This is a genomic window from Bacillus sp. FH (genome assembly GCF_052216825.1).
In the GTDB taxonomy this organism is placed as follows: Bacteria; Bacillota; Bacilli; order Bacillales; family Bacillaceae_G; genus Bacillus_A; species Bacillus_A paranthracis.
Genome location: NZ_JBQOUU010000001.1, coordinates 1,545,088 through 1,565,802 on the forward strand (window position 1 = coordinate 1,545,088; position 20,715 = coordinate 1,565,802).

Genomic DNA, 20,715 nt, shown 5'->3' on the forward strand with positions numbered 1-20,715 from the left:
TAAAGGGGACACTATTCATGCTCACATTAGATCGATTATTAAATGTAACAATTTATTTAGGGGTATTTTTACTTTTCATTTCATTCATTACTTTTGTTATTAAGAGAGGGCCTGATTTATTATTTTTTCAATTTGGAATTTCCTTGTTTTTTGGAGCTCAAATTATAATTGGAATGAAATTTTTTCATAACTATGGTTTCTCCTTTCACTCAAAATTAGAACTACTTATCTTTATTTTCTATGTAATTGGATTTATTACATGTATACTATCGTTCTTTCACTTTCAAAATCCCTATCGAATTTTTTTATTAATTTGTAGTTTTTTATTTTTAACTGGATCCAATTATTACTTTAAAGAAACATTTAAGTTTAGTGAAAAAATTCCAAAGCAACATAAAACTTTTTTAAGTACACAAGAAGAAGACTCTTTCCCAAAAGAAGTCCGTAAATTTTCAGAGGATTACAACAACATAATAAGGAATGATTTTTATGAAATACCGATGATTCCTACTGAATTACAGATTACAAGCAAAAAAGATTCTTCCCATAGTACATCTTTCTTAGTTGAACTTCATAATATGGAGGATGAAATTACTGATGACTCTGTACAATTAACTCCATCAGACCGTTTTTATATACTGTTAAATACACAAAAAACAAAAATATCAAAAATAGTATATGAAGGGCGAGATTTTTTCACATTAACAGTCACACTAAAGGCTCTTAATTTACAGCAGGAACCAGAAATTCATAATATGTTTTTAGAAATAGATAAACGTAGAGCAATGAATCTTCTTGATTTCGAAATTAAAGCCCACTCTAAAGAATGGAAAGTAACATTTAAAAGTGATAGTTCTCCTTCCAACCTTCCTATCACATTTACATTTGAAAAACGAACAGGCAAATTATAAAAATAAAAAGAGTTATTTTCTTTGAAAAATAACTCTTTTTATTTTACTTGCTCCAAATTTTCTCCCCAGTATGCGCATCAATATAACGAATTTCTCGACTACCGTCGAAGAATTCTTTATAATTTTCACCCGTTATTTGTTTATACAGCAATTGATATACCGTTTCCTCTACATCATGATCTATAGACCATTCTAATTTAACTCGGATAGCATCTCTGTATATTTCTAACGCTTCTTCTTTCGTTACTTTTGGTGTTGTTTCGTATGTAAGTAATTCTTTTATAAATTTGCTAGACTCTCCAGAGTAGTGCATCACAGCACCGTTTTCCGTATTGATGTTAATCATAAATTGGTTATACTCTGCCGGAATATCATTTATATATACAGAAAAAATAAATCTTTCAATCCCATCTTCAGCTTCTTCACGTTCCTCCCAAAGACGCAGATATTGTGTGATATCTGGAATAACTTGTTCCAAAAATTGAAGTGCTTTTTTTAAACATTCCTCTCTAGGCAGTATTTGCTTTACTTCTTTATCATCTGTCAATTTTATAAAACCAGTTAATTCATTGGTTAATTTATCAATTGTAACGCTAACTAAATTATTATATTTCAGCATCGGTAAATGCTTTTTAAAGAATTCATTCATTAAATATGAATTCTTTTCTTCTTTCTGTTTTTGTAATTCCTCTTTCGGAACAAATTTCATCCTTATTTCATTATTATTTTCCGTCTCATCTACTTTTGCAAAACTTTCTTTATCCCAGTCAAATAATTCGAATATGTCATCTTGCCGGTTACCTTCTTCTATTTTTTCAACAACTACTGTTGGCGGTAATTTATAATGTTCTGGCCCATATAAATCTTTACCTGTACTTGCATCAATACATGCATGGCTAGGATCTGGTTCATATACAAGATGGTACCCTTTTACTTCTTCTCCATTTTCATACTCACATGAGGAGTGTGTTAAATCTACAAATGCAAGTCTCATATCTTGTCTAGCCTTCAAATTTTCTAAGACGACGTTCTCCTCAACAATATCACTTGGCCATAACGGTTTTTTCTCGATAGCTTTTTGTCCATTATAATGAAAATGCATCACATCACCTAATGGATGTACTAGCACAACACACCCCGTATTCGGCAATGGATAGCCATTCACTTCTTGCATATAATTTACTTTTTTCCAACCGCGCCAATCATCCTTAACAGTTACATATGTATAAAATTCATATCCTTCTTTTGTATATTTTCTTAAGAATGTATTTGCAACCTCTCTTGCTTTATTCTCTTCTATCGCTTCCTTACCGCTCGAAAAAGCTTTTTCATCCTCTATCCTAAAGTCAATTAAATTACCAGTATGTCTATTCAACGTAATCTGTATCGTTCTCTCCCCATCCGCTTTATGCTCCCACCATAATAGATGATATGGGTCATCCACACCTTCTTGATCATCTACAACAAGCCTATAATCATCTGGAATGTTAATAATATGAGCCACTTGCTCTTTTCTTTCTTTATCTTTTTGATTCATCATACCGCTCCCTTTATTACAATTTAAGGTGATTATAACAAACAAAAGAAATATAAAGTGAAACTTTAATCAGCCCTCACCAATCGGGATTTTACGGGCAGTAAGACCCCCACCTACCTTCTTTGCTTTCGCTGAATTTTGAGGTAAATGTCTTACTGCCCGGCAAATAGCGGGATAAACGAAAAAAGACTAGAGATATCTCTAGTCTTCTACTTCGTTTCACGATGTAACGTTACTCGCTTTAATCGTGGACAATATTTTTTTAGTTCGATACGCTCTGGATTGTTTCGTTTATTCTTTTTAGAAATATAATTACGATCACCGCACTCCGTACAAGCTAGTGTAATATTTACACGCATATGTAATTCTCCTTTCTTTTAAAGATCGCAAACTAAATCGTAATGATTACGATTTATATATTATATAACTTCATTCTATTTGTCAATTGCAAAATAAAAGGGATCTAAATAGAACCCTTTTATTTAAGTAATCTATACCTTGTATTAAAATGTCTCATATGTAACAAACTCACTAATTGGTTTTCTATATCCTCGTGGGCGAATTTTAGTAGTATCACTTTTTCCTATCGTAATCATTAAAACAGGTACTACATGCTCTGGCATATTCAATTCACCTTGTACTGCTTTCTCATCAAAACCGATCATTGGACACGTATCATATCCATAATACTTAGCTGCGTACATAAAAGTCATCGCACTTAGCGAAGCATTTCTAATCGCTTCCTCTTCCATGAAGCGTTCTCCTTTTCCTTCATATAACCCTTTCGTTTGCTTAATTGTATCTTCATACTCACATTCATCAATCATCTTTAAAACCTTCATACCGAAATAAATATTTTCGACATTTTGGTATGCTCTCTTGTCACCACAAACAAGTATTACCGCAGATGCACTCGATACTTTATATTGTCCGAAGGCTAACTCTTTTAATCTTTCTTTGCGCTCTTGATCACGAATTACAACATAATGTGTATGTTGCAAATTGTAACAAGATGGAGAAAGCTTTGTGAGCTCAAATATTTTTTTAAAGTCCTCATCTGGGATTTCTATTCCTTGTACAAATTTCATTGCAGAACGTCTAGCAATTGCTAATTCTTCAAAGTTCACCGTATAGCCTCCTTAATAACTATAAATTCAAATATACATTAATTTATACAAATGAATAAATCAAATAAAAACACTTTAAATTATCGAGAATAATGATGATTTGCAAAAAAAAGACAAAAAGCTGAAACAATTAGTTCATACGAAATTCACACGAATCTATTACTATAGAAACTGTACATAGTGAACTTATTAACAATCACGTTTATTTATATAAAATTTTATTTGAAAGGAGTTGAAAGTATGAAAACTAAATATCGTTTTATGATCTCATCATTTGCTGCTTGCGCCTACATGATTTGGTGTTTAGTATAATAACAACCTCACTTGTAAATAGGAAAAGGTGTGTATATAAATGGAATATAATCAATCAACAGTTAACTACTGGAAAGCTTTTGTACTACCATATACATTTGCTTTAGAAGAGTTAAAAACTAAATTTGAAATTATGAACCGGGAAGCCCAATTTTTAGAGGATTACAACCCGTTTGAACATATAAAAACAAGATTAAAACAACCTGAAAGTATTATTAAAAAACTTGAGCGTAAAAATTTATTACCGACAGTTGAAAATGCGCAAACGCATTTACAAGACATCATTGGCATTCGTATTACATGTTGCTTCGTAGAAGATATCTATCATTTGAAAGAAGTCATTCAAAAGCGTGAAGATATGGAAATCATAGAGGTAAAAGATTATATCGCTAATCCAAAACAAAATGGATATAAAAGTTTACACATGATTATTAAATATCCTTTATCACTGAATTCTGGTACAAAAGAAGTCTTTGCAGAAATTCAGTTACGTACGCTCGCAATGGACTTTTGGGCAAGTTTAGAACATAAACTTTATTATAAATATGAAGGGAAAATACCTGATTATTTAAAAGATGAACTACATGATGCCGCAATGAAAGCTGAGGATCTTGATAATAAAATGGCAACCATTCGCCAAGATATTGATGATATCGAAGCATGCTCAGATCAAATTATGTTACCACTATAAAAAAAGGTTCTCGCCAATGAGAACCTTTTTGCGCTATTTACGGAAAATTTCACTTTATTTCTTCTCTATCGTGCGAACCTCTTCAATTTTCCAGCCATCCTCTTCTTTTCCAAGTGCATACTGTACTTTTTTCTGAAGAGTGATTTCTCCATCTATTTCCTTTTCTTTTGTTTCAACAACAACATACCCTGCTTTACTAGCTTTTATGTCTATATGTTCCAATTCAATTTTCTTATTTCCCTTTTGAAAAGCTGCTTCTTTTTGCGTTTTTAAGTCTTCGGCACTAGGCATCTTCTTTGAAAATAATTCTATATGTTCAGCAAGATTTTTTTCATTTGTTGTCCTTACAAATTTATCCATAACATCTTGAATCGATTTCTCTTCTTCTTTCGTTATTTGTACCTTTTCCTCAGCTTTTGTAGTAGTAGCTTTTTGTTCTATCTGATTCTCTTTGGATTGACATCCAACTAGCAATAATACACCTATTAGAAAGGGTCCTATCCCCCTGAAAAAAGCTCTCATCTTCCCATCTCCTAAAAAGAAAAGTGAGGCATTTCGCCTCACTTTCGTTTATAATTAGCGTCTTCCTTTATTCGGGTCGCCACCGCCAACAATATCAAAGACACGTTTCGCGATATTTGTATTCTCTTGAACGCCAGAGAACAAGTATTTACCAGGACCAAATGCATATACGTTTACATCCTCTCCTGTATGTCCACCTGTTGTCCATCCTGTAACCGAACGCTTATTGAAAATATCTTCAATCGCATTATCAATCTTTGTTACATCTTTTGAAGGAGCAATATCATTTACCGCTTTAATTTCTTCAGGTGTTAATTGTAAATCAATATATTTTTTCAATGTTTCTTCTACATTTGCACCGTTTGCAATCTCATTTGCCATAAAGTCTGGTGTGCGTTTTGCAGCTTTAATTGGATCTACTTTAAAGTTATACTCACCATTTGCACCTAAAGATAATCCACCAGTAGCGTGGTCTGCCGTTGCAATAACTAACGTATTTTTATCTTTTTTCGCAAACTCAATCGCAGCTTTAAATGCTTTTTCAAAGTCTTCCATTTCACTCATTGCACCAACGATATCATTATCGTGTCCTGCCCAGTCAATTTGACTTCCTTCAACCATTAAGAAGAAACCTTTTTTATTTTTGTTCAAACGCTCAATTGCTGCATTTGTCATTTCTTCTAATGAAGGTGTCTTCTCATTGCGGTCAATCATTTTATCTAAACCGCCTGGTGCAAATAAACCAAGAATTTGATCATTTTTATCATTTAACAATTGATCTCGATCTGTTACGTAACTATAACCAGATTTCTTAAATTCTTCTGTAAGATTGCGATCTTTTCTAACAAAGTTTTTTACGCCGCCGCCAAGCATAACATCTACTTTATGCTTCCCTTTAATTTTCTCATCAAAATAATCATTTGCAATTGCGTCCATATTTTTACGACTAATGTCATGCGCACCGAAAGCAGCTGGTGTTGCATGTGTAATTTCAGAAGTAGCAACTAGTCCTGTTGATTTCCCCTTTTCTTTCGCTTGTTCAAGAACAGTTTTCACTTCTGCTTTATCATTATCAACTGCAATTGCCGCATTATATGTTTTAATTCCTGCTGACATAGCTGTTGCTGCAGATGCAGAGTCTGTGATATTTTCATGTTCATCTTCTGGATATGTCTTTTGTGTTCCTACAAGATGTTTATCAAACTCTGTAGATTCCATCTCAAAAGTTTTTGGATTATCTTTCATATAACGATGAGCTGTCATATATGAAGGGCCCATACCATCCCCAATTAATACAATGACATTTTTAATCTTTGCATTGCTTCCGTTCTCATCTGCACTCACTTCACTAGAACGTGTAAAATTCCATGTTGCTACCGAAGTAACTGCTAATGATGCCACAACTGCAAATGGCCATGCTTTTTTCACAAACTTTTTCACTGTCTTGTCCCCCTAATTAGGTTATTCATTTCCCACTATCAAATTTAATAGAAGACTATTAAGAGAAAATTAGTTATATGTAAATTTTTTGTTAACTTATGTAAATATCAGTTATAATTTGTATAAGTTTGTCTTTTCATATCAACCATCTTCACCTTTACAATCAAAATATAAACAAGTTGGATTTCATTTAACGTAAATCTCTTATTTAACATTTTCCATCTACTTTTATGAAAATTAATAGAAATGTGGTGAGCATTTATGAAAATAATAAAGCTTGATGAATCTTTTATTTTTGATTTACTCGACCTTTGTAAAGCTATTGGATGGTTACAAAATAAAGCATTTATGAAAAAACAATTCGAAATGTATCTTTCTCTCGGTACACTTGTCGGTTATATGCATGAAAATAAACTGATTGCAGCTGGAGGAGTCTTTCCTTTTAAAGAAAGTTTTTCTACTATTGGCATGTTAATCGTCCATCCTCATTTTCAAGGCCGAGGCATCGGGCGTATTTTGCTTAATCACTGCTTAGAACACACTCTTACAAAACAACCAATTGCACTTATTGCAACAAAAGCTGGCGAGCCTCTGTATACATCATGCGGATTTCAAACAGTAACGACGATTCATCGTTTTGAAAAACAAACTACTAAGACACATATCACTCATACAAAACAAGTAAAAGAAAAAGATCTTATATCGCTTATTTCCTTCGATCAAATTACAACTGGTGCCGATCGTTCTTTACTTTATTCATTACTATTACCAAGAACGAGCCACTCTTTTAAAATTGAGAGACATAACTGTATAGAAGCTTTTTCCTTATGCATACAAAAAGATAGTATATTATGTATCAATCCACTTATCGCCAAACGAGAAGAAGATGCTATTCAATTACTACAAAACATATGTGAATGTTGGAATGGCACAGTAAGAATTGATGTCCCACATTCACAATTTTCATTTCGCAAATTTCTTCAAATAGAAAATTTCCAAGAAACGCTCCTTTCACCTCTTATGATAAAAAATGGTAGCAAACTTCCTGGAAATCGTAATATGCTATTTGCTATGATAGATACAGCGTTATGTTAGAAAGGGGACACCTAATTGAAGCGATTTAGCTATTTTATGGTAGGTTGTCTTACTCTTACACTATTAGTAGGATGTAGTGCAGCAGAAAAGCCAGTAGAACAAGTAAAACAAGTTAAAAATACACTTACAGCAAAACTAGCTACCGAGGAAAAAATGGTAGAAATAGATGGTCAAACCATTTACTTCAAAAAGATTGGCAATGAAAAACCACCTTTACTTATGATCCATGGATTTGGAGGATCGTCAGATGGTTTTCAAAAGATTTACTCAGACTTAGCAAAAGATCATACAATTATTTCTGTAGATGCTTTAGGATTCGGGCGCTCATCTAAGCCGATGGATTTTTATTATTCTTTCCCAACCCATGCAAATTTGTATTATAAATTAATGAAAAAACTAGGTTACGATTCGTTTGCAATATTGGGCCACTCAATGGGCGGAGAAATTTCTCTTAATTTAACATATTTATATCCAGAAGCCGTTACCCACCTTATTTTAACTGATGCTACGGGCGGTCCTCATACACTCGTTAATAAACAAGGATCACCAAGACCACAGTTGTCGACTGATTTAAATACCGTTTCTGCCATTGCAGATTATGATGAGAGCAAAGTGAAATTTAAACGTAATGATGAAGAACATTACAATAAAATGAAATTATGGCCTAGACGTCTTCAAATCAACGCAAATGAAATAAAACAACCGACCTTAATTATATGGGGAAGAAATGATAGTAGCGTTTCGTGGAAAGAAGGAGAAACGTATCATCAATTCTTAAAAAATAGCACTTTCCATATTATCGAAAAAGGTTATCACGCACCATTTCGTCAGGAACCACAGGAGTTTGTAGGGTATGTGAAAGATTTCTTTGGCAAAAACCCTATAATAACTGAAAAATAAACGGGTATCTCATTTTGAGATACCCGCTTTCATATATTAAGCAGCTTGCTTTTGGCGTTTTTGAGTTTTTGAACCTAATACTTTCGGAATAACGAAACCATCTATTCCAAATTTACCAGCATTCATACCAGAAACTAGAACGAACATTGATAGAATAACCATTTCAGGATTCACACCAATTGGCCCACTAAACATATAGGAAAAGTTCATTACAAGACCGAAAAAGACCGCTGTTTTTGTTAAACAGCCTACAATTAAACCAATTCCGACTAAAATTTCTCCCCACGTTACAAGTGTATTAAATAGATCAACGTTTGGAATTGCGAAATCTTGTAAAAATGATGCCCACCAAGATTGAACAGCCGGTTGTGCTCCTTTAGATTTTTCAATTGCACCTTGTAAATAACCCGTTGCATCGAATCCTTTTCCTTGTAGTTTACCGATTCCAGCCATTAACCATGTGTAACCAAGATATACTCGAATTACTGCTAATACAAAAGAAACTGCTTTGTTTTCTCTTAAAAATTGAATAACCATATCTTCCTCCTAAAGTTGTAATTAAGTTAGTTACAGGTAATATAATAACATTAGTTACTTATTTTTCAAACGTTAATTATGAATAATCCGTGACATGTGTAGGAAACATTAAAAACTAACGTTTATATAGTAACTTTTATTACCTGTAAAAACTTGAACATATCATACCACAGGTGATAATCATTTTCATTGAAAAAATTGTAAAAAAAATGTGAGTTAAATGTGAAACACATTTATTCGAATATAGAATAAACGTGTTTCACACTACTTATATAATCGAAATGTACGTGTCTCCTCATCAATTAAACTCGCTTCTTGAAACGCTTCTTCTAACGCTTTCCCATGGTTAATAACCCCATAAAATAAGCGTATAGTAAACATAAGTGCTGCATTTCCATCTACATAATCTATCGATCCAATATACGATTTCGCACCACTACGTAAGAAAGATTCTGCTAGTTTTTGTTCCCCTAACGTACACCCGCTATTTACAATATTTGTATTATGCAATTTTGCATATTTATAAATTTCTTCTGCACCAAAGTATCCTCTCGGTTCATCTTGTTCATATATATCTTCACCTAACTCTTCCATGACAAACTTTCCTTCCTCACCATGAAAGCAAAAGACGACATAATTAATATCGTTATATAAACCCTTTCCAGAAAGAATGTCGATGAATTCTTTCGGTCTACCAATCCAGTACGTTATAACTTTCGCCCCAAAGTATTCAAGTGATGCTCGGATTGATTGTGCCTCTAAATCAGAATTAAAGCCAACTACTAGTGCAACATTCCACATACACCCACCATCCTATAATTAGATCTCCTCAATCAAAATTTTAAGGGATACATCCATTTCATATATACCCGTTTCTTGCAAAAAATCAGCTCTAGTTAAAACGACTTTTTGTAAATATTGCCGATACGCAGTAATTGTCCCGTCGTGAGATACAATGCAAATTCTTTCAGCGCCCAGTTCATAACACCAAAGAAGAAATTCCTCTACTATTCGCTGAAAGCTATTTTCTGAAATAGTATTTATGCCTTCCGTCCATAGCTGTTTATTTGTACTTTTCTCTATCAAAAAATGTGGAAATAAATTTGTTATTACCCCCTGATCTACTATGTGATCACATGGTAATGTTGTCGCTCCTTCTCGATAAGGAAAAATACGTGGGGATACATATGGGTGGACAATTTTTTGACAAGCTACTTTCGCACTCCATATTGTTGCCGTTTGTAAAGTTCTAATTGTAGGACTAGCAATTAATATATCCGTTTCTTGCAAGGGTACATTGCATTGAAGTAATTTAGCCTGATTCCTTCCCTCATCCGTTAACGGTGGATGAGGCACTTGTAAACTTGATGGCGAATCTTTTGTATGTTCTCCTTCACCGTGCCGAACAAAGATGAGTTTCATCCCCATCCTCCTCTCACTATAAAATCCTCTTACATATTCCTTCCCTATTCCATCCTTTATTCCTGCTATATGAAACATCGATATGTAAAAAACATTTGACACAACGATTTGGAAAACATTACAATTATATGTGTAAAATACTTTTTACAAGAGAGAGGAGAAACATGCATATGAAATGGCTAACTATCTTAATTGGCATGATTATATGGGGATATATAAACGGATTTTTTAGCAGTGATAAAACTGCTAACCCTTGGATTACAGATGATGAACGCGAAACAAAAATTAAGCAAAAGGCAATTATTGCAAGCTGGTCCGGTGTTTTTATGTTTTGTACCATTAATCTCTTAAACAAATGGTTAGGTATAGAAACGAGTAATACATCACCATACTTACCAACTTCTGTCGCAACTATTTTAAAAGAAAATGTAGAGTTACAAATTTTATTTATATTATTTATTACGTATGGCATATTTTACGTATACTATCAAAGAAAACTAAGCGCTTAACTTTTTATCTCATGATTATCCTCCTAAATGGTTATAGTAATTAGGACAAGATGAAAGGAGCGATAGAAAAATGAGTAACTCGAATGACTTTTTAGATACACTGCATGAAAAACAAGCAAAAGATGAACAAAATAGAAAACGTCAAGGGAACGGAAACCCAGCGAAAAAAAAGCCAAATAAAACACATAAATAATAATAAAAAATCTGCTTAAAATTATCTTTTAGGCAGATTTTTTTATTGTTATTTCACCGATATAACATTTCCCCAATTCCATTTCTCATAATACCACTCTGGTACATCTATATTTTCAATCCACTTCATTTCATGCTTTCCATCTTTATGAGCAAGCCATACATCCGCTTTCTTACGGTCTGAACGTATCCATATTAATTGATTGCTCTTCTTCATAAAGATTGGATGATAATCACCCTGCTTATGAGGTGGCTTTGTGATTCGATGCTGTACATTGCTTGTACTATCAACCTCATATAAAGATGGTAGTGGCCTTTTTTCTGGCAATGTTTCAAATCCTCCCTCTTTTGCTCGAGAGACGATAATTACGTTATCGTTCTTCCATGCAAAATCCCAATCAACATATCCTTGCGGCGTAAATGTGTTCTGCTGAAGTGCTGGCAATTCTTTTACTTTTAAATGTTTATTCTCTAACGCAACTCTTCCGCTCCCTTCAATATAGGCCAATATATTGTTGGCTGGCGCCCATTTGAACCATTGTGTGTTTAATAACATTTGATCTACCTTTTCAAAACGACTGCCATCTGCACGAACTAAGCAAAGCGTATTGCTATCAGCTGACCATGAAGCTGTCGGTACTGCTAAAAATGAAATCCACTTTTGATCTGGCGACCACTGAAAGCCACTTGCAACTAATGCTAGGAAATCATCATGTTCATTTGGCAATGCATACAAATGTTTCATTTTATGAGGGTTCATATGGGCATCTTTTTGTACTTCATATAGCTGTGCTCCTGTCCATCCCGTTGGAAGCAAGTGTGCCTCAGAAGATACAAAAAACTTCTTTCCATCAGGGTACCATGCATAATCTCCTACACCTGCCGATACATTTTCAAAATCTGTATTCTTTTTTTGGGCATCAAACGTATTTAATGTATCCGCAAATACAAATGCAATTATATTTTCTTTTGGTGACCATTGATAATTCGATGCTTCTGAGTGAAACGGCGTAACTTTCTTTCCATCTTTCAGCCAATATAACTCAAGACTACTTTGTTTCTTTCCTTTTACATATGCCAGCCACTCTCCATCATGAGACCACTTTGGCCCTGTTATATACTCTCCTTTTGTAAGTTGCTTTTCTTTTCCATCAACTTTAATCCAGAGGTCATGATGACGAATAAAAGCAATTTTAAATTCATTATTTTCTGCGCTACTATTAATAGTTGAACATAAAAATACGACTAACATTGTACCAACGCTTACTATGAACCGTTTCATAACACCCCTCCATTCCCCTCATAGCATTCCTCAATGTCCACCTACAATATGTAAAAAATACCTATTCGACATAATCAGAAAAAATTTCCCAAGAAATTTTAAATTCATAGAGGATTGGTATGAATTATGTCGAAAATATAGTTTAGCTAACATCCGATTATGTAATTCGAGATCAATTTGTAAGATGTTTTTTCGGAATATTAGCACTTTTTATCAGGGGAAGTTTCAATGAAAAAAACTACATCTACACTATTAAGTATGGCGCTCGTCTTTTCCAGTTTTGGAGCTTTAAGCGCACATGCTGAATCGCTACAAAAGGAGAAGCAATTTAGTCCACAGTTAAAAACGAACATTGAACAATGGGGAGAAAACAAAATTGCGCAAAATGTTGAAACAAAAACATCAAAAGAAATTTCTGTCATTGTAGAATTGCAACATGCTCCACTCGCTTCACAAAGTAACATTCAGCATGCTCCAGATTTACAAAATAATCATGCACAGTCTTATCATACCGAGCTTAAAAAAGCACAAGAAGATACAACTAAGAAAATAAAAGAAAAAGCACCTGGTGCAAAAATTAAAGAAGTGTATAATACGTTATTTTCTGGATTCTCTATTTCAGTTCCTGGAGATCAAATTACCGCTCTTGCTTCTTTACCTGAAGTAAAAGCAGTCTATCCGAACTTAACATATAAATTACATGAAACATCAAAAAGTACTACTAATGAAGAAGCACCAAATATCGGCGGACCAACAATTGGTGCAACTGAAGCATGGAATTTAAAAGACCCATCTGGCAAACCGCTTGATGGAAAAGGTATGAAAGTAGCGATTATCGACTCTGGTGTAGACTATACACACCCTGACTTAAAAGCAAATTATATCGGTGGATACGACACAGTTGATGAAGATAATGATCCAATGGATGGTAACGTACATGGTACTCATGTAGCTGGAATTATTGCTGGTAACGGAAAAATTAAAGGCGTTGCTCCGAATGCTTCTATTTTAGCTTATCGTGTCATGAATGACGGTGGTACTGGTACAACAGATGATATTATTCAAGGTATTGAACGAGCAATTCAAGATGGTGCTGATGTGTTAAATCTATCCCTTGGACAAGATTTAAATGTACCTGATCAGCCTGTAACTTTAACGTTAGAACGTGCAGCAAAGCTTGGGGTTACTGCAGTCGTTTCCAATGGAAATGATGGTCCAAAACCTTGGTCTGTTGATGCACCTGGAAATGCAAGTAGCGTGATATCAGTTGGAGCATCTACAGTTTCTATTCCGTTTCCAACATTCCAAGTAGCTGGTTCCAGCAAAACATACCAAGGATTACCGTTATCAAAATCAGATTTCCCAATAGGAAATGATTCTCCACTTGTATATGTTGGCTATGGTAATCCAAGCGATTATGCAAAACAAGATGTGAAAGGAAAATTTGCACTTGTTTTACAAGGTACTTCTAGCACGTTAGTAAAAGCTGAACAAGCGAAGCAAGCTGGTGCAATTGGTGTACTATTCATTTCTATAGAAAAAGAAATCAATATTATGCCTGAATACTTTACACGTGAAAACCTAGCCCTTCCAGTTATGCAACTATCCAATGTAAACGGTGAAGAGTTGAAAAACTTAATTACAAAGCGTAAGAAAAATATAAAAATTGGTCAACCAAATCCAACCGAATTGATTGCTAACTTCAGTTCCAGAGGTCCGTCACAAGGAAGTTGGCTTATAAAACCAGATATAATTGCACCTGGCGTACAAATTACGAGTACAGTACCGAGAGGCGGCTATGAATCTCATAATGGTACAAGTATGGCTGCTCCACAAGTAGCTGGAGCGGTTGCCCTCTTGCGTCAAATGCATCCTGATTGGACGACAGAGCAATTAAAAGCATCCCTTGCCAATACCGCAAAAACTTTAAAAGATGTGAATGAAAATACATATCCTATTATGACACAAGGGTCTGGTTTAATTAACATCCCGAAAGCAGCTCAAACAGATGTATTAGTCAAACCTAACAATATGAGCTTCGGTCTTATTAAGCCAAACAGTGGGAAAGTAAAACTGACGCAAAATATTACGTTACAAAATCTATCTAGTAAAAAGAAAAGTTTTTCAACTCGTGTGGAATTGCTAGATACAAACACAAAAACAAAAGTAAAAACTTCTGTACCTTCATCGATTAGCATACAGCCGAATAGTAGTACCGAAAAACCATTTACTATCACTGTCGATAGTTCGCTACCCCAAGGTGTCTATACTGGAAATGTGTATATAAAAGAACAAGGTAAGAAGGAAGAAACTCGCATTCCATTTACATTTAGTATCGATCCTAAAGATTACAAACGTATAGATGGACTCGAAATTATTAATTCTACATTTAGTCCAAATGGTGACCAAATATTAGACGATAATCTCATCAACTACTATTTAGTTGCACCTGTGGATGATGTAACATTGCACGCAAATTTAGTTACAAAAGAACGTGTAACGTACCAAGGGATTATCCATCAAGCTAAAAATGAAACAGCTGGATACAAACCTTTCAAATGGAATGGTACAAAAGCAGATGGTACTCCGTTAGCTGACGGTCTATACCAAATCGAAGCAGTTGCCTCTAATTCTGGTGGGGAAACAAAACAAACTGCTGCTGTATTTCTGGATCGAACTGCACCTAAGTTAACATACGAAATTGACCAAGAAAACCTTGTAATCACAGGAAAAGTGGATGATATCTTACTAGATTGGATGACAGAATCTGGTTGGGTAGCACCTGGAATTCCAGTGAGACTACAGTATGAAATCAACGGAAATGGTGTATGGGAAAGTGCATTCCTAAATCCTTGGGAGAAAAATTACGGCATTTATTTAGATCGTACTCAATTACAAGAAGGTAAAAATACAATTCACATTGTAGCAACAGATGCAGCTGGAAATACATCTAATTTAAATGTTGATTTAGATGTGAAATAAGGTAGTAACCCGATTCTTTCGCCCCTATCGGATTTTCCGATAGGGGCTTTTTCTATTTCTCACAGAAACAAATATTAAATAATTCCGAATCTTATGATAAAATTTTATAAGCGCTTACAATTTTGAAAGGGGGTGATACAATCTATACGAAACCGATACTTAATTTTATTTTAAAAAAGGAGGATGTCTAAATGACAAAGAAAACAGAAATTCCATCGCATTTAAAACCATTCGTATCCACACAGCATTATGATCAATACACACCGGTGAACCACGCTGTATGGCGTTACATTATGAGACAAAATCATAGCTTCTTAAAAGACGTTGCTCATCCAGCCTATGTGAACGGACTACAATCATCTGGTATTAATATAGATGCAATTCCAAAGGTAGAAGAAATGAATGAATGTTTGGCGCCAAGCGGCTGGGGCGCTGTAACGATTGACGGACTTATTCCTGGCGTCGCATTTTTCGATTTTCAAGGGCACGGATTGCTACCAATCGCAACAGATATTCGCAAGGTAGAGAATATCGAGTATACACCAGCTCCAGATATTGTACACGAAGCTGCAGGACACGCACCTATTTTACTTGATCCTACATATGCAAAATATGTGAAACGATTTGGACAAATTGGTGCAAAAGCTTTCTCAACAAAAGAAGAACATGATGCATTCGAAGCTGTTCGTACATTAACAATTGTAAAAGAAAGCCCTACTTCTACTCCTGATGAAGTTACAGCTGCTGAGAATAATGTACTTGAAAAACAAAAGTTAGTTTCTGGCTTATCAGAAGCGGAACAAATTTCACGTCTTTTCTGGTGGACAGTAGAATATGGATTAATTGGAAATATAGATGCTCCAAAAATATATGGTGCTGGTCTCCTTTCTTCTGTTGGCGAAAGCAAATATTGCTTAACAGACGCTGTAGAAAAGGTTCCATTCTCTATAGAGGCATGTACAAGTACAACTTATGACGTAACAAAAATGCAACCACAACTATTTGTTTGTGAATCATTTGAAGAATTAACAGAAGCACTTGAGAAATTCTCTGAAACGATGGCCTTTAAAACAGGTGGTAAAGAAGGATTAGAAAAAGCAATTCGCTCTGAAAATCATGCAACTGCTGAATTAAATAGCGGCTTACAAATTACAGGTACATTTACCGAGACAATTGAAAACGATGCAGGTGAATTGATTTACATGCGAACGAGCTCGCCAACAGCATTAGCAATTCACAATAAACAGCTAGCGAATCATTCTACGTCTGTACACAGTGACGGGTTTGGAACACCAATTGGATTACTCACTGAAAATATTGCATTAGAAAATTGTACAGATGAACAATTACAATCATTAGGAATTACAATTGGAAATGTTGCTGAGTTTACTTTTGCAAGTGGTATTCATGTAAAAGGAACAGTAACAGATATTGTAAAAAACAATAATAAAATCGCTCTTATTTCCTTTATCAATTGTACAGTTACTTATAACGACCGCGTTTTATTTGATGCTTCATGGGGCGCATTTGATATGGCTGTTGGTTCAACAATCACTTCGGTATTCCCAGGTGCCGCAGATGCTGCAGCATTTTTCCCAATGGATGAAGAAATCCAAGAAATTCCTGCTCCACTTGTACTGAATGAACTTGAACGTATGTATCAAACAGTTCGCGATATCCGAAATGAAGGTATTTTACACGACGCGCATATCGAGCAATTAGTAGCAATTCAAGAAGTATTAAATAAATTGTATCCGAAAGAATGGTTACTTCGCCTTGAAATATTAGAATTGCTTTTAGAGCATAACAAAGGGCACGAAACATCAGCAGCATTATTACAACAACTTTCTACTTTCACAACGGATGAAGCTGTAACACGTCTTATTAACAATGGTCTTACGCTACTTCCAGTAAAGGATGTGAAAAATGATGCTACGATTAACTGAAGAGGAAGTTCAAGAAGAATTATTGAGGTTAGATAAATGGGTAGTAAAAGATGAAAAATGGATTGAAAGAAAATATATGTTTTCCGACTACTTAAAAGGAGTCGAATTTGTCTCTGAAGCCGCCAAACTATCAGAAGAACATAATCACCACCCATTCATCCTTATCCAGTATAAAGCAGTCATTATTACTTTGTCATCTTGGAATGCAAAAGGTTTAACGAAACTCGATTTTGAGCTTGCGAAGCAATTTGATGAACTATTTGTCCAAAATGAAAAAGCCATTATAAGAAAGTAAAAAAGAGAAGCCTTTATTAGGCTTCTCCTTTTATTTTGAAATGGATACAATGTCCAAATGGATCCTCTACTTGTAATATTCCATCTTTGTACGTAGCAATCTTGCCAATATTTTTTAAGCTTTCACATACTTGCTCTTTTTGTTTTTCATCTGCTAGTACAATTGTGAAATATTTCAAGCCAACAGAATTTGGCATTTGCGGTAGTATTCCTTCACCTTGCCACGTATTTAAACCGATATGGTGATGGTAGCCGCCTGCCGATACAAAGAGCGCCCCATTACGGGCTGGGATCGTTACTTCAAAGCCAAGACCATCCACATAGAAACGTTTCGCTTCTTCCAAATCAGCTACATGGAAATGAATATGTCCCATCACAGTACCAGCTGGAAACCCACTCCATTTACTTCCTTGCTGTAATAATTCTTCACCAGCTAACGGGTTACTAACAAATGGTAGCTCTCCATTCTCATCACGCCAAACTTCTTTTTGACGATCATGATAAATTTCAATCCCGTTTCCATCTGGATCAGCTAAATAAAGGGCCTCACTAAAGTAATGGTCAGCTCCGCCGTGCAGTGGATATACCATTTCTACAAGATGACGAAGGATATTCGCTAAATCCTGTCTGCTCGGTAATAAAATTGCGTAATGATATAAACCCGTTCTCCCTCTTTGCTTTGGTAAGGCTTCTTTCTTTTCTTCAATGATAAGGAGTGGTTCGTTATTTTCATTCCCAAATGTAACGACCATTTCATCTTCTTTTAGCACTTTCATACGTAGTACTTCTGTATAAAACTCTAGTGATTTCTTTATATTTGATACATATAAATGAACAACATCAAGTGTTGTATCGGGATGAAGTTGAAAACTCATCTTGTTAGCCTCCCATTTAAATTAGTTCTTCTTTGACATTTTCTCTTTTAAGAAATTATCTACAAAACCATCCGCTTTCGCAACAAATAAGTACGCACCCATTGCTAACAATGCAAGCTCTAATTCGAAACCAGGATTTTTTCCATCTCCTAATAAACCAGCTGACCATTTTACTTTTACAATTGCTCCAACCATAACTAGTGCAAATAATAATCCAATATATCTTACACCTAAACCTAGAATTAATAATAGACCGCCAACTAATTCAACTGTTGCTACACCGTATGCAAGTCCTCCTGGTAAACCAATGCTTGTGAACCACCCTGCAATATTGTCAATTCCCGATTGGAATTTTGTTAAACCGTGCATAAAGAACGTTACCCCTAACACGATACGAATAATTAAGTTACCAATATGTTGATTCATTTCCTTCTCTCCTTTATAGTTTTCTTATACAAAACTTTTATTTACATTACAAAACATACACTAATTTTTTTTATTCGTCAATTCATTTTCACTGGGAAAATATATATTTTTTTTGCTATGATACAAATAGTTGTTTATAAAAAGGAGCTTGATTTTATGAATATTGGTTCTGCAATACGTGAAATTCGTCAACGTAGAGGCATAACAATTGCACAAATTTGTGAGGGAACAGGTCTTTCTAAAGGGTTTATGAGTCAGGTTGAAAATAATAAAACATCACCATCTATCTCAACTTTAGAAACAATCTCCAATTTTTTAAACGTTCCTCTTCCCTATTTATTGTTAGAACAAAAAGATCGATTGAAAGTTGTCAAAAAGGTAGAGCGTAAATATAGTGTATACGGAAAAGATGAACAAAGAATTGAACATGTTGCAGAGCAAGGTGGCCTTCGCCTCAATCTCGTAGAAATTCCTGCTGGGTTTCCGAAAGAAAACACACCAAATGCCCATGAAGGAGAAGAATGTCACCTTGTATTACGCGGAAAACTAGAAGTTCAACATGGAGAAGATGTTGCAATTGTAGAAGAAGGAGATTCTTTCTCCTGGAATGCATGTGTTCCTCATATCGTTCGTAATATAGGAGAAGAAACTGCATTATTACTCATCTCTAGTCATGCAGAAAATCGAAAACGTGTTTATTAAAAAAAGAAGCCTGTAAATCAGGCTTCTTTTTATCCTCTTATAACTCCATAGCTTGTCCCAACTAGTACAGTCTTTTCGTGTTGATTACGATAAACTGACTCGATTGAAACCTTTTTGTATCCTTCCATCTGTTCAACATTCGTTAAAGTTAATTCACAAGTGATCGTATCTCCTGTAAAAACTGGTCTAATAAACTCACTTACTAATTCTCTTGCTATGTAATGTAATTCTTCGCCTACTTTCGTTCCAATACTAGCAGTCAATAAACCATGAACCATTAAACGTCCATTTTCATCATATTCCATATGATGCCTACCTTTATCCCCTGTAATATTTGCAAATTCAAAAACCTCTTCCTCAGTAAATCTTCTTTCGTATTTAAATACATCCCCAACTTTTATACTCATTTTTATCCCCCTAATAATAAACAGAATTTTCTTTCATTTTATCATAAAATGAATCTTAGTTCAGTTTATATTATTAAAATAGTAAGCCTTTTTCTGTTCTACTTTTTCTCCTTATCGGTGCCCCTCTTTTTTAGCTATTTGATATCCATAGTACGCACATGTTCCATTTCTCGATAACTCTCTCACCTCAAAACCACAACTTCTATAAAAATCAAAATTACTCGCAGAAGTATGCGCAAACCAGTCACCATGTGGCAATTTTTGCAAACAAAGAGCAACAAGTTTCTTACCTAGTCCCTTCCCTCTATATTCACATTTCACAACTAAATTTACTATGTTGGCGACCATGATTCCATCAGAAATGACTCTAACCATCGCAATCATCTCTTCTTCATCCCAAATTGTGAATGCCCATGTTGAATTTTCAAATGCTATCGTGAATTTTTCAATTTGCCAAGAAGGGATATTATCATTGCTCCAACCGGCATCTTCGAATAAAGTTTTAATTGCATATGCAGGTACACCATTCGTTCCCTCACGAATAATAAGTCCATTATGATAAATGTACATGTAATCCCCCCTTTATTTTTATATACCATTCTTCAA

General features: G+C 34.6%; 23 protein-coding genes. 10 read left to right on the top strand and 13 right to left on the bottom strand.

Going from position 1 to position 20,715, the window contains the following annotated elements; all coding sequences use genetic code 11:
* Positions 1-17: 17 nt before the first annotated feature.
* Complete coding sequence (locus ACTT1L_RS08230) at positions 18-911, top strand: hypothetical protein (protein ID WP_061132136.1); 894 nt, start codon at positions 18-20, stop codon at positions 909-911.
* A gap of 43 nt (positions 912-954) precedes the next feature.
* Here the strand turns inward: ACTT1L_RS08230 and ACTT1L_RS08235 are convergent, their stop codons facing one another.
* The 3 genes from ACTT1L_RS08235 to ACTT1L_RS08245 form a co-directional block, all read right to left on the bottom strand.
* Positions 955-2,448, bottom strand: a complete 1,494-nt coding sequence (locus ACTT1L_RS08235) for a YcdB/YcdC domain-containing protein (protein WP_061132135.1) — start codon at positions 2,446-2,448, stop codon at positions 955-957.
* Between the two features lie 209 nt (positions 2,449-2,657).
* A complete protein-coding gene (gene rpmG / locus ACTT1L_RS08240) occupies positions 2,658-2,807 on the bottom strand; it encodes a 50S ribosomal protein L33 (protein WP_001265617.1) in 150 nt (49 codons plus the stop codon).
* 144 nt (positions 2,808-2,951) lie between these two features.
* Positions 2,952-3,575: a nitroreductase family protein gene (locus ACTT1L_RS08245; RefSeq protein WP_001008505.1), complete on the bottom strand. Its 624-nt coding sequence runs from the start codon at positions 3,573-3,575 to the stop codon at positions 2,952-2,954.
* A gap of 352 nt (positions 3,576-3,927) precedes the next feature.
* Here ACTT1L_RS08245 and ACTT1L_RS08250 point away from each other — a divergent pair, with 352 nt between their 5' ends.
* Entirely contained in the window at positions 3,928-4,578 is a 651-nt protein-coding gene (locus ACTT1L_RS08250; RefSeq protein ID WP_000456216.1) for a GTP pyrophosphokinase, read from the top strand.
* Positions 4,579-4,632: 54 nt separating this feature from the next.
* On the opposite strand, the gene ACTT1L_RS08255 is transcribed toward ACTT1L_RS08250, so the two are convergent.
* Together ACTT1L_RS08255 and ACTT1L_RS08260 are read right to left on the bottom strand one after the other, a co-directional pair.
* Positions 4,633-5,100: a hypothetical protein gene (locus tag ACTT1L_RS08255; RefSeq protein ID WP_001201015.1), complete on the bottom strand. Its 468-nt coding sequence runs from the start codon at positions 5,098-5,100 to the stop codon at positions 4,633-4,635.
* A 54-nt stretch (positions 5,101-5,154) separates the two neighbouring features.
* The gene (locus tag ACTT1L_RS08260) at positions 5,155-6,540 is read right to left on the bottom strand and encodes an alkaline phosphatase (RefSeq protein WP_000714927.1); all 1,386 of its coding nucleotides are present in this window, start codon (positions 6,538-6,540) and stop codon (positions 5,155-5,157) included.
* Positions 6,541-6,801: 261 nt separating this feature from the next.
* On the opposite strand from ACTT1L_RS08260, the gene ACTT1L_RS08265 reads away from it, so the two are divergent.
* Entirely contained in the window at positions 6,802-7,635 is an 834-nt protein-coding gene (locus tag ACTT1L_RS08265; RefSeq protein ID WP_074543037.1) for a GNAT family N-acetyltransferase, read from the top strand.
* Positions 7,636-7,650: 15 nt separating this feature from the next.
* Entirely contained in the window at positions 7,651-8,535 is an 885-nt protein-coding gene (locus ACTT1L_RS08270) for an alpha/beta fold hydrolase (protein ID WP_263703802.1), read from the top strand.
* Between the two features lie 36 nt (positions 8,536-8,571).
* Here the strand turns inward: ACTT1L_RS08270 and ACTT1L_RS08275 are convergent, their stop codons facing one another.
* The 3 genes from ACTT1L_RS08275 to ACTT1L_RS08285 form a co-directional block, all read right to left on the bottom strand.
* Entirely contained in the window at positions 8,572-9,072 is a 501-nt protein-coding gene (locus ACTT1L_RS08275) for a DoxX family protein (RefSeq protein ID WP_442821861.1), read from the bottom strand.
* Between the two features lie 264 nt (positions 9,073-9,336).
* Positions 9,337-9,873 carry a delta-aminolevulinic acid dehydratase gene (locus tag ACTT1L_RS08280; RefSeq protein WP_442821862.1) on the bottom strand — a complete coding sequence of 179 codons (537 nt, stop codon included), beginning with the start codon at positions 9,871-9,873 and terminating at the stop codon, positions 9,337-9,339.
* Positions 9,874-9,891: 18 nt separating this feature from the next.
* Entirely contained in the window at positions 9,892-10,494 is a 603-nt protein-coding gene (locus tag ACTT1L_RS08285) for a histidine phosphatase family protein (RefSeq protein ID WP_442821863.1), read from the bottom strand.
* 170 nt (positions 10,495-10,664) lie between these two features.
* On the opposite strand from ACTT1L_RS08285, the gene ACTT1L_RS08290 reads away from it, so the two are divergent.
* On the top strand, positions 10,665-11,003 hold the full coding sequence (locus tag ACTT1L_RS08290) for a phosphoglycerate mutase (protein ID WP_442821864.1): 339 nt from the start codon (positions 10,665-10,667) through the stop codon (positions 11,001-11,003).
* Between the two features lie 70 nt (positions 11,004-11,073).
* On the top strand, positions 11,074-11,196 hold the full coding sequence (locus tag ACTT1L_RS08295) for a DUF4023 domain-containing protein (protein ID WP_000071861.1): 123 nt from the start codon (positions 11,074-11,076) through the stop codon (positions 11,194-11,196).
* Positions 11,197-11,244: 48 nt separating this feature from the next.
* Here ACTT1L_RS08295 and ACTT1L_RS08300 read toward each other — a convergent pair whose 3' ends face one another.
* Positions 11,245-12,477, bottom strand: coding sequence for an eIF2A-related protein (locus ACTT1L_RS08300; RefSeq protein WP_442821865.1), 1,233 nt, complete (start codon positions 12,475-12,477; stop codon positions 11,245-11,247).
* Positions 12,478-12,705: 228 nt separating this feature from the next.
* Between ACTT1L_RS08300 and ACTT1L_RS08305 the strand changes: the two genes are divergently transcribed.
* From ACTT1L_RS08305 to ACTT1L_RS08315, 3 genes are all read left to right on the top strand, one after another.
* The gene (locus ACTT1L_RS08305) at positions 12,706-15,459 is read left to right on the top strand and encodes a S8 family serine peptidase (RefSeq protein WP_442821866.1); all 2,754 of its coding nucleotides are present in this window, start codon (positions 12,706-12,708) and stop codon (positions 15,457-15,459) included.
* Positions 15,460-15,650: 191 nt separating this feature from the next.
* Complete coding sequence (locus ACTT1L_RS08310) at positions 15,651-17,405, top strand: aromatic amino acid hydroxylase (protein WP_098672150.1); 1,755 nt, start codon at positions 15,651-15,653, stop codon at positions 17,403-17,405.
* On the top strand, positions 17,386-17,700 hold the full coding sequence (locus tag ACTT1L_RS08315) for a 4a-hydroxytetrahydrobiopterin dehydratase (protein ID WP_000979545.1): 315 nt from the start codon (positions 17,386-17,388) through the stop codon (positions 17,698-17,700). The genes ACTT1L_RS08310 and ACTT1L_RS08315 overlap by 20 nt, the downstream gene beginning before the upstream one ends.
* A gap of 16 nt (positions 17,701-17,716) precedes the next feature.
* Here the strand turns inward: ACTT1L_RS08315 and ACTT1L_RS08320 are convergent, their stop codons facing one another.
* Positions 17,717-18,574 (bottom strand): VOC family protein, encoded by an 858-nt coding sequence (locus ACTT1L_RS08320; RefSeq protein ID WP_000009821.1) that lies wholly within the window; start codon positions 18,572-18,574, stop codon positions 17,717-17,719.
* A gap of 21 nt (positions 18,575-18,595) precedes the next feature.
* Positions 18,596-19,000 (bottom strand): DoxX family protein, encoded by a 405-nt coding sequence (locus ACTT1L_RS08325; protein WP_001071557.1) that lies wholly within the window; start codon positions 18,998-19,000, stop codon positions 18,596-18,598.
* A 156-nt stretch (positions 19,001-19,156) separates the two neighbouring features.
* Between ACTT1L_RS08325 and ACTT1L_RS08330 the strand changes: the two genes are divergently transcribed.
* Positions 19,157-19,702, top strand: a complete 546-nt coding sequence (locus ACTT1L_RS08330) for a helix-turn-helix domain-containing protein (RefSeq protein ID WP_001020702.1) — start codon at positions 19,157-19,159, stop codon at positions 19,700-19,702.
* Between the two features lie 29 nt (positions 19,703-19,731).
* Here ACTT1L_RS08330 and ACTT1L_RS08335 read toward each other — a convergent pair whose 3' ends face one another.
* Both ACTT1L_RS08335 and ACTT1L_RS08340 read right to left on the bottom strand, forming a co-directional pair.
* Positions 19,732-20,109: a MaoC/PaaZ C-terminal domain-containing protein gene (locus tag ACTT1L_RS08335; protein WP_000025011.1), complete on the bottom strand. Its 378-nt coding sequence runs from the start codon at positions 20,107-20,109 to the stop codon at positions 19,732-19,734.
* A gap of 111 nt (positions 20,110-20,220) precedes the next feature.
* Positions 20,221-20,679, bottom strand: coding sequence for a GNAT family N-acetyltransferase (locus ACTT1L_RS08340; protein WP_000276116.1), 459 nt, complete (start codon positions 20,677-20,679; stop codon positions 20,221-20,223).
* Positions 20,680-20,715: the final 36 nt, after the last annotated feature.

Excerpts from the sequence above, each read along its gene's own strand:
- ACTT1L_RS08230 (WP_061132136.1), top strand. The coding sequence starts at position 18 with ATGCTCACATTAGATCGATTATTAAATGTAACAATTTATTTAGGGGTA.
- ACTT1L_RS08235 (WP_061132135.1), bottom strand. The coding sequence starts at position 2,448 with ATGAATCAAAAAGATAAAGAAAGAAAAGAGCAAGTGGCTCATATTATT.
- rpmG (WP_001265617.1), bottom strand. The coding sequence starts at position 2,807 with ATGCGTGTAAATATTACACTAGCTTGTACGGAGTGCGGTGATCGTAAT.
- ACTT1L_RS08250 (WP_000456216.1), top strand. The coding sequence starts at position 3,928 with ATGGAATATAATCAATCAACAGTTAACTACTGGAAAGCTTTTGTACTA.
- ACTT1L_RS08255 (WP_001201015.1), bottom strand. The coding sequence starts at position 5,100 with ATGAGAGCTTTTTTCAGGGGGATAGGACCCTTTCTAATAGGTGTATTA.
- ACTT1L_RS08265 (WP_074543037.1), top strand. The coding sequence starts at position 6,802 with ATGAAAATAATAAAGCTTGATGAATCTTTTATTTTTGATTTACTCGAC.
- ACTT1L_RS08275 (WP_442821861.1), bottom strand. The coding sequence starts at position 9,072 with ATGGTTATTCAATTTTTAAGAGAAAACAAAGCAGTTTCTTTTGTATTA.
- ACTT1L_RS08280 (WP_442821862.1), bottom strand. The coding sequence starts at position 9,873 with ATGTGGAATGTTGCACTAGTAGTTGGCTTTAATTCTGATTTAGAGGCA.
- ACTT1L_RS08285 (WP_442821863.1), bottom strand. The coding sequence starts at position 10,494 with ATGAAACTCATCTTTGTTCGGCACGGTGAAGGAGAACATACAAAAGAT.
- ACTT1L_RS08290 (WP_442821864.1), top strand. The coding sequence starts at position 10,665 with ATGAAATGGCTAACTATCTTAATTGGCATGATTATATGGGGATATATA.
- ACTT1L_RS08295 (WP_000071861.1), top strand. The coding sequence starts at position 11,074 with ATGAGTAACTCGAATGACTTTTTAGATACACTGCATGAAAAACAAGCA.
- ACTT1L_RS08300 (WP_442821865.1), bottom strand. The coding sequence starts at position 12,477 with ATGAAACGGTTCATAGTAAGCGTTGGTACAATGTTAGTCGTATTTTTA.
- ACTT1L_RS08305 (WP_442821866.1), top strand. The coding sequence starts at position 12,706 with ATGAAAAAAACTACATCTACACTATTAAGTATGGCGCTCGTCTTTTCC.
- ACTT1L_RS08310 (WP_098672150.1), top strand. The coding sequence starts at position 15,651 with ATGACAAAGAAAACAGAAATTCCATCGCATTTAAAACCATTCGTATCC.
- ACTT1L_RS08315 (WP_000979545.1), top strand. The coding sequence starts at position 17,386 with ATGATGCTACGATTAACTGAAGAGGAAGTTCAAGAAGAATTATTGAGG.
- ACTT1L_RS08320 (WP_000009821.1), bottom strand. The coding sequence starts at position 18,574 with ATGAGTTTTCAACTTCATCCCGATACAACACTTGATGTTGTTCATTTA.
- ACTT1L_RS08325 (WP_001071557.1), bottom strand. The coding sequence starts at position 19,000 with ATGAATCAACATATTGGTAACTTAATTATTCGTATCGTGTTAGGGGTA.
- ACTT1L_RS08330 (WP_001020702.1), top strand. The coding sequence starts at position 19,157 with ATGAATATTGGTTCTGCAATACGTGAAATTCGTCAACGTAGAGGCATA.
- ACTT1L_RS08335 (WP_000025011.1), bottom strand. The coding sequence starts at position 20,109 with ATGAGTATAAAAGTTGGGGATGTATTTAAATACGAAAGAAGATTTACT.
- ACTT1L_RS08340 (WP_000276116.1), bottom strand. The coding sequence starts at position 20,679 with ATGTACATTTATCATAATGGACTTATTATTCGTGAGGGAACGAATGGT.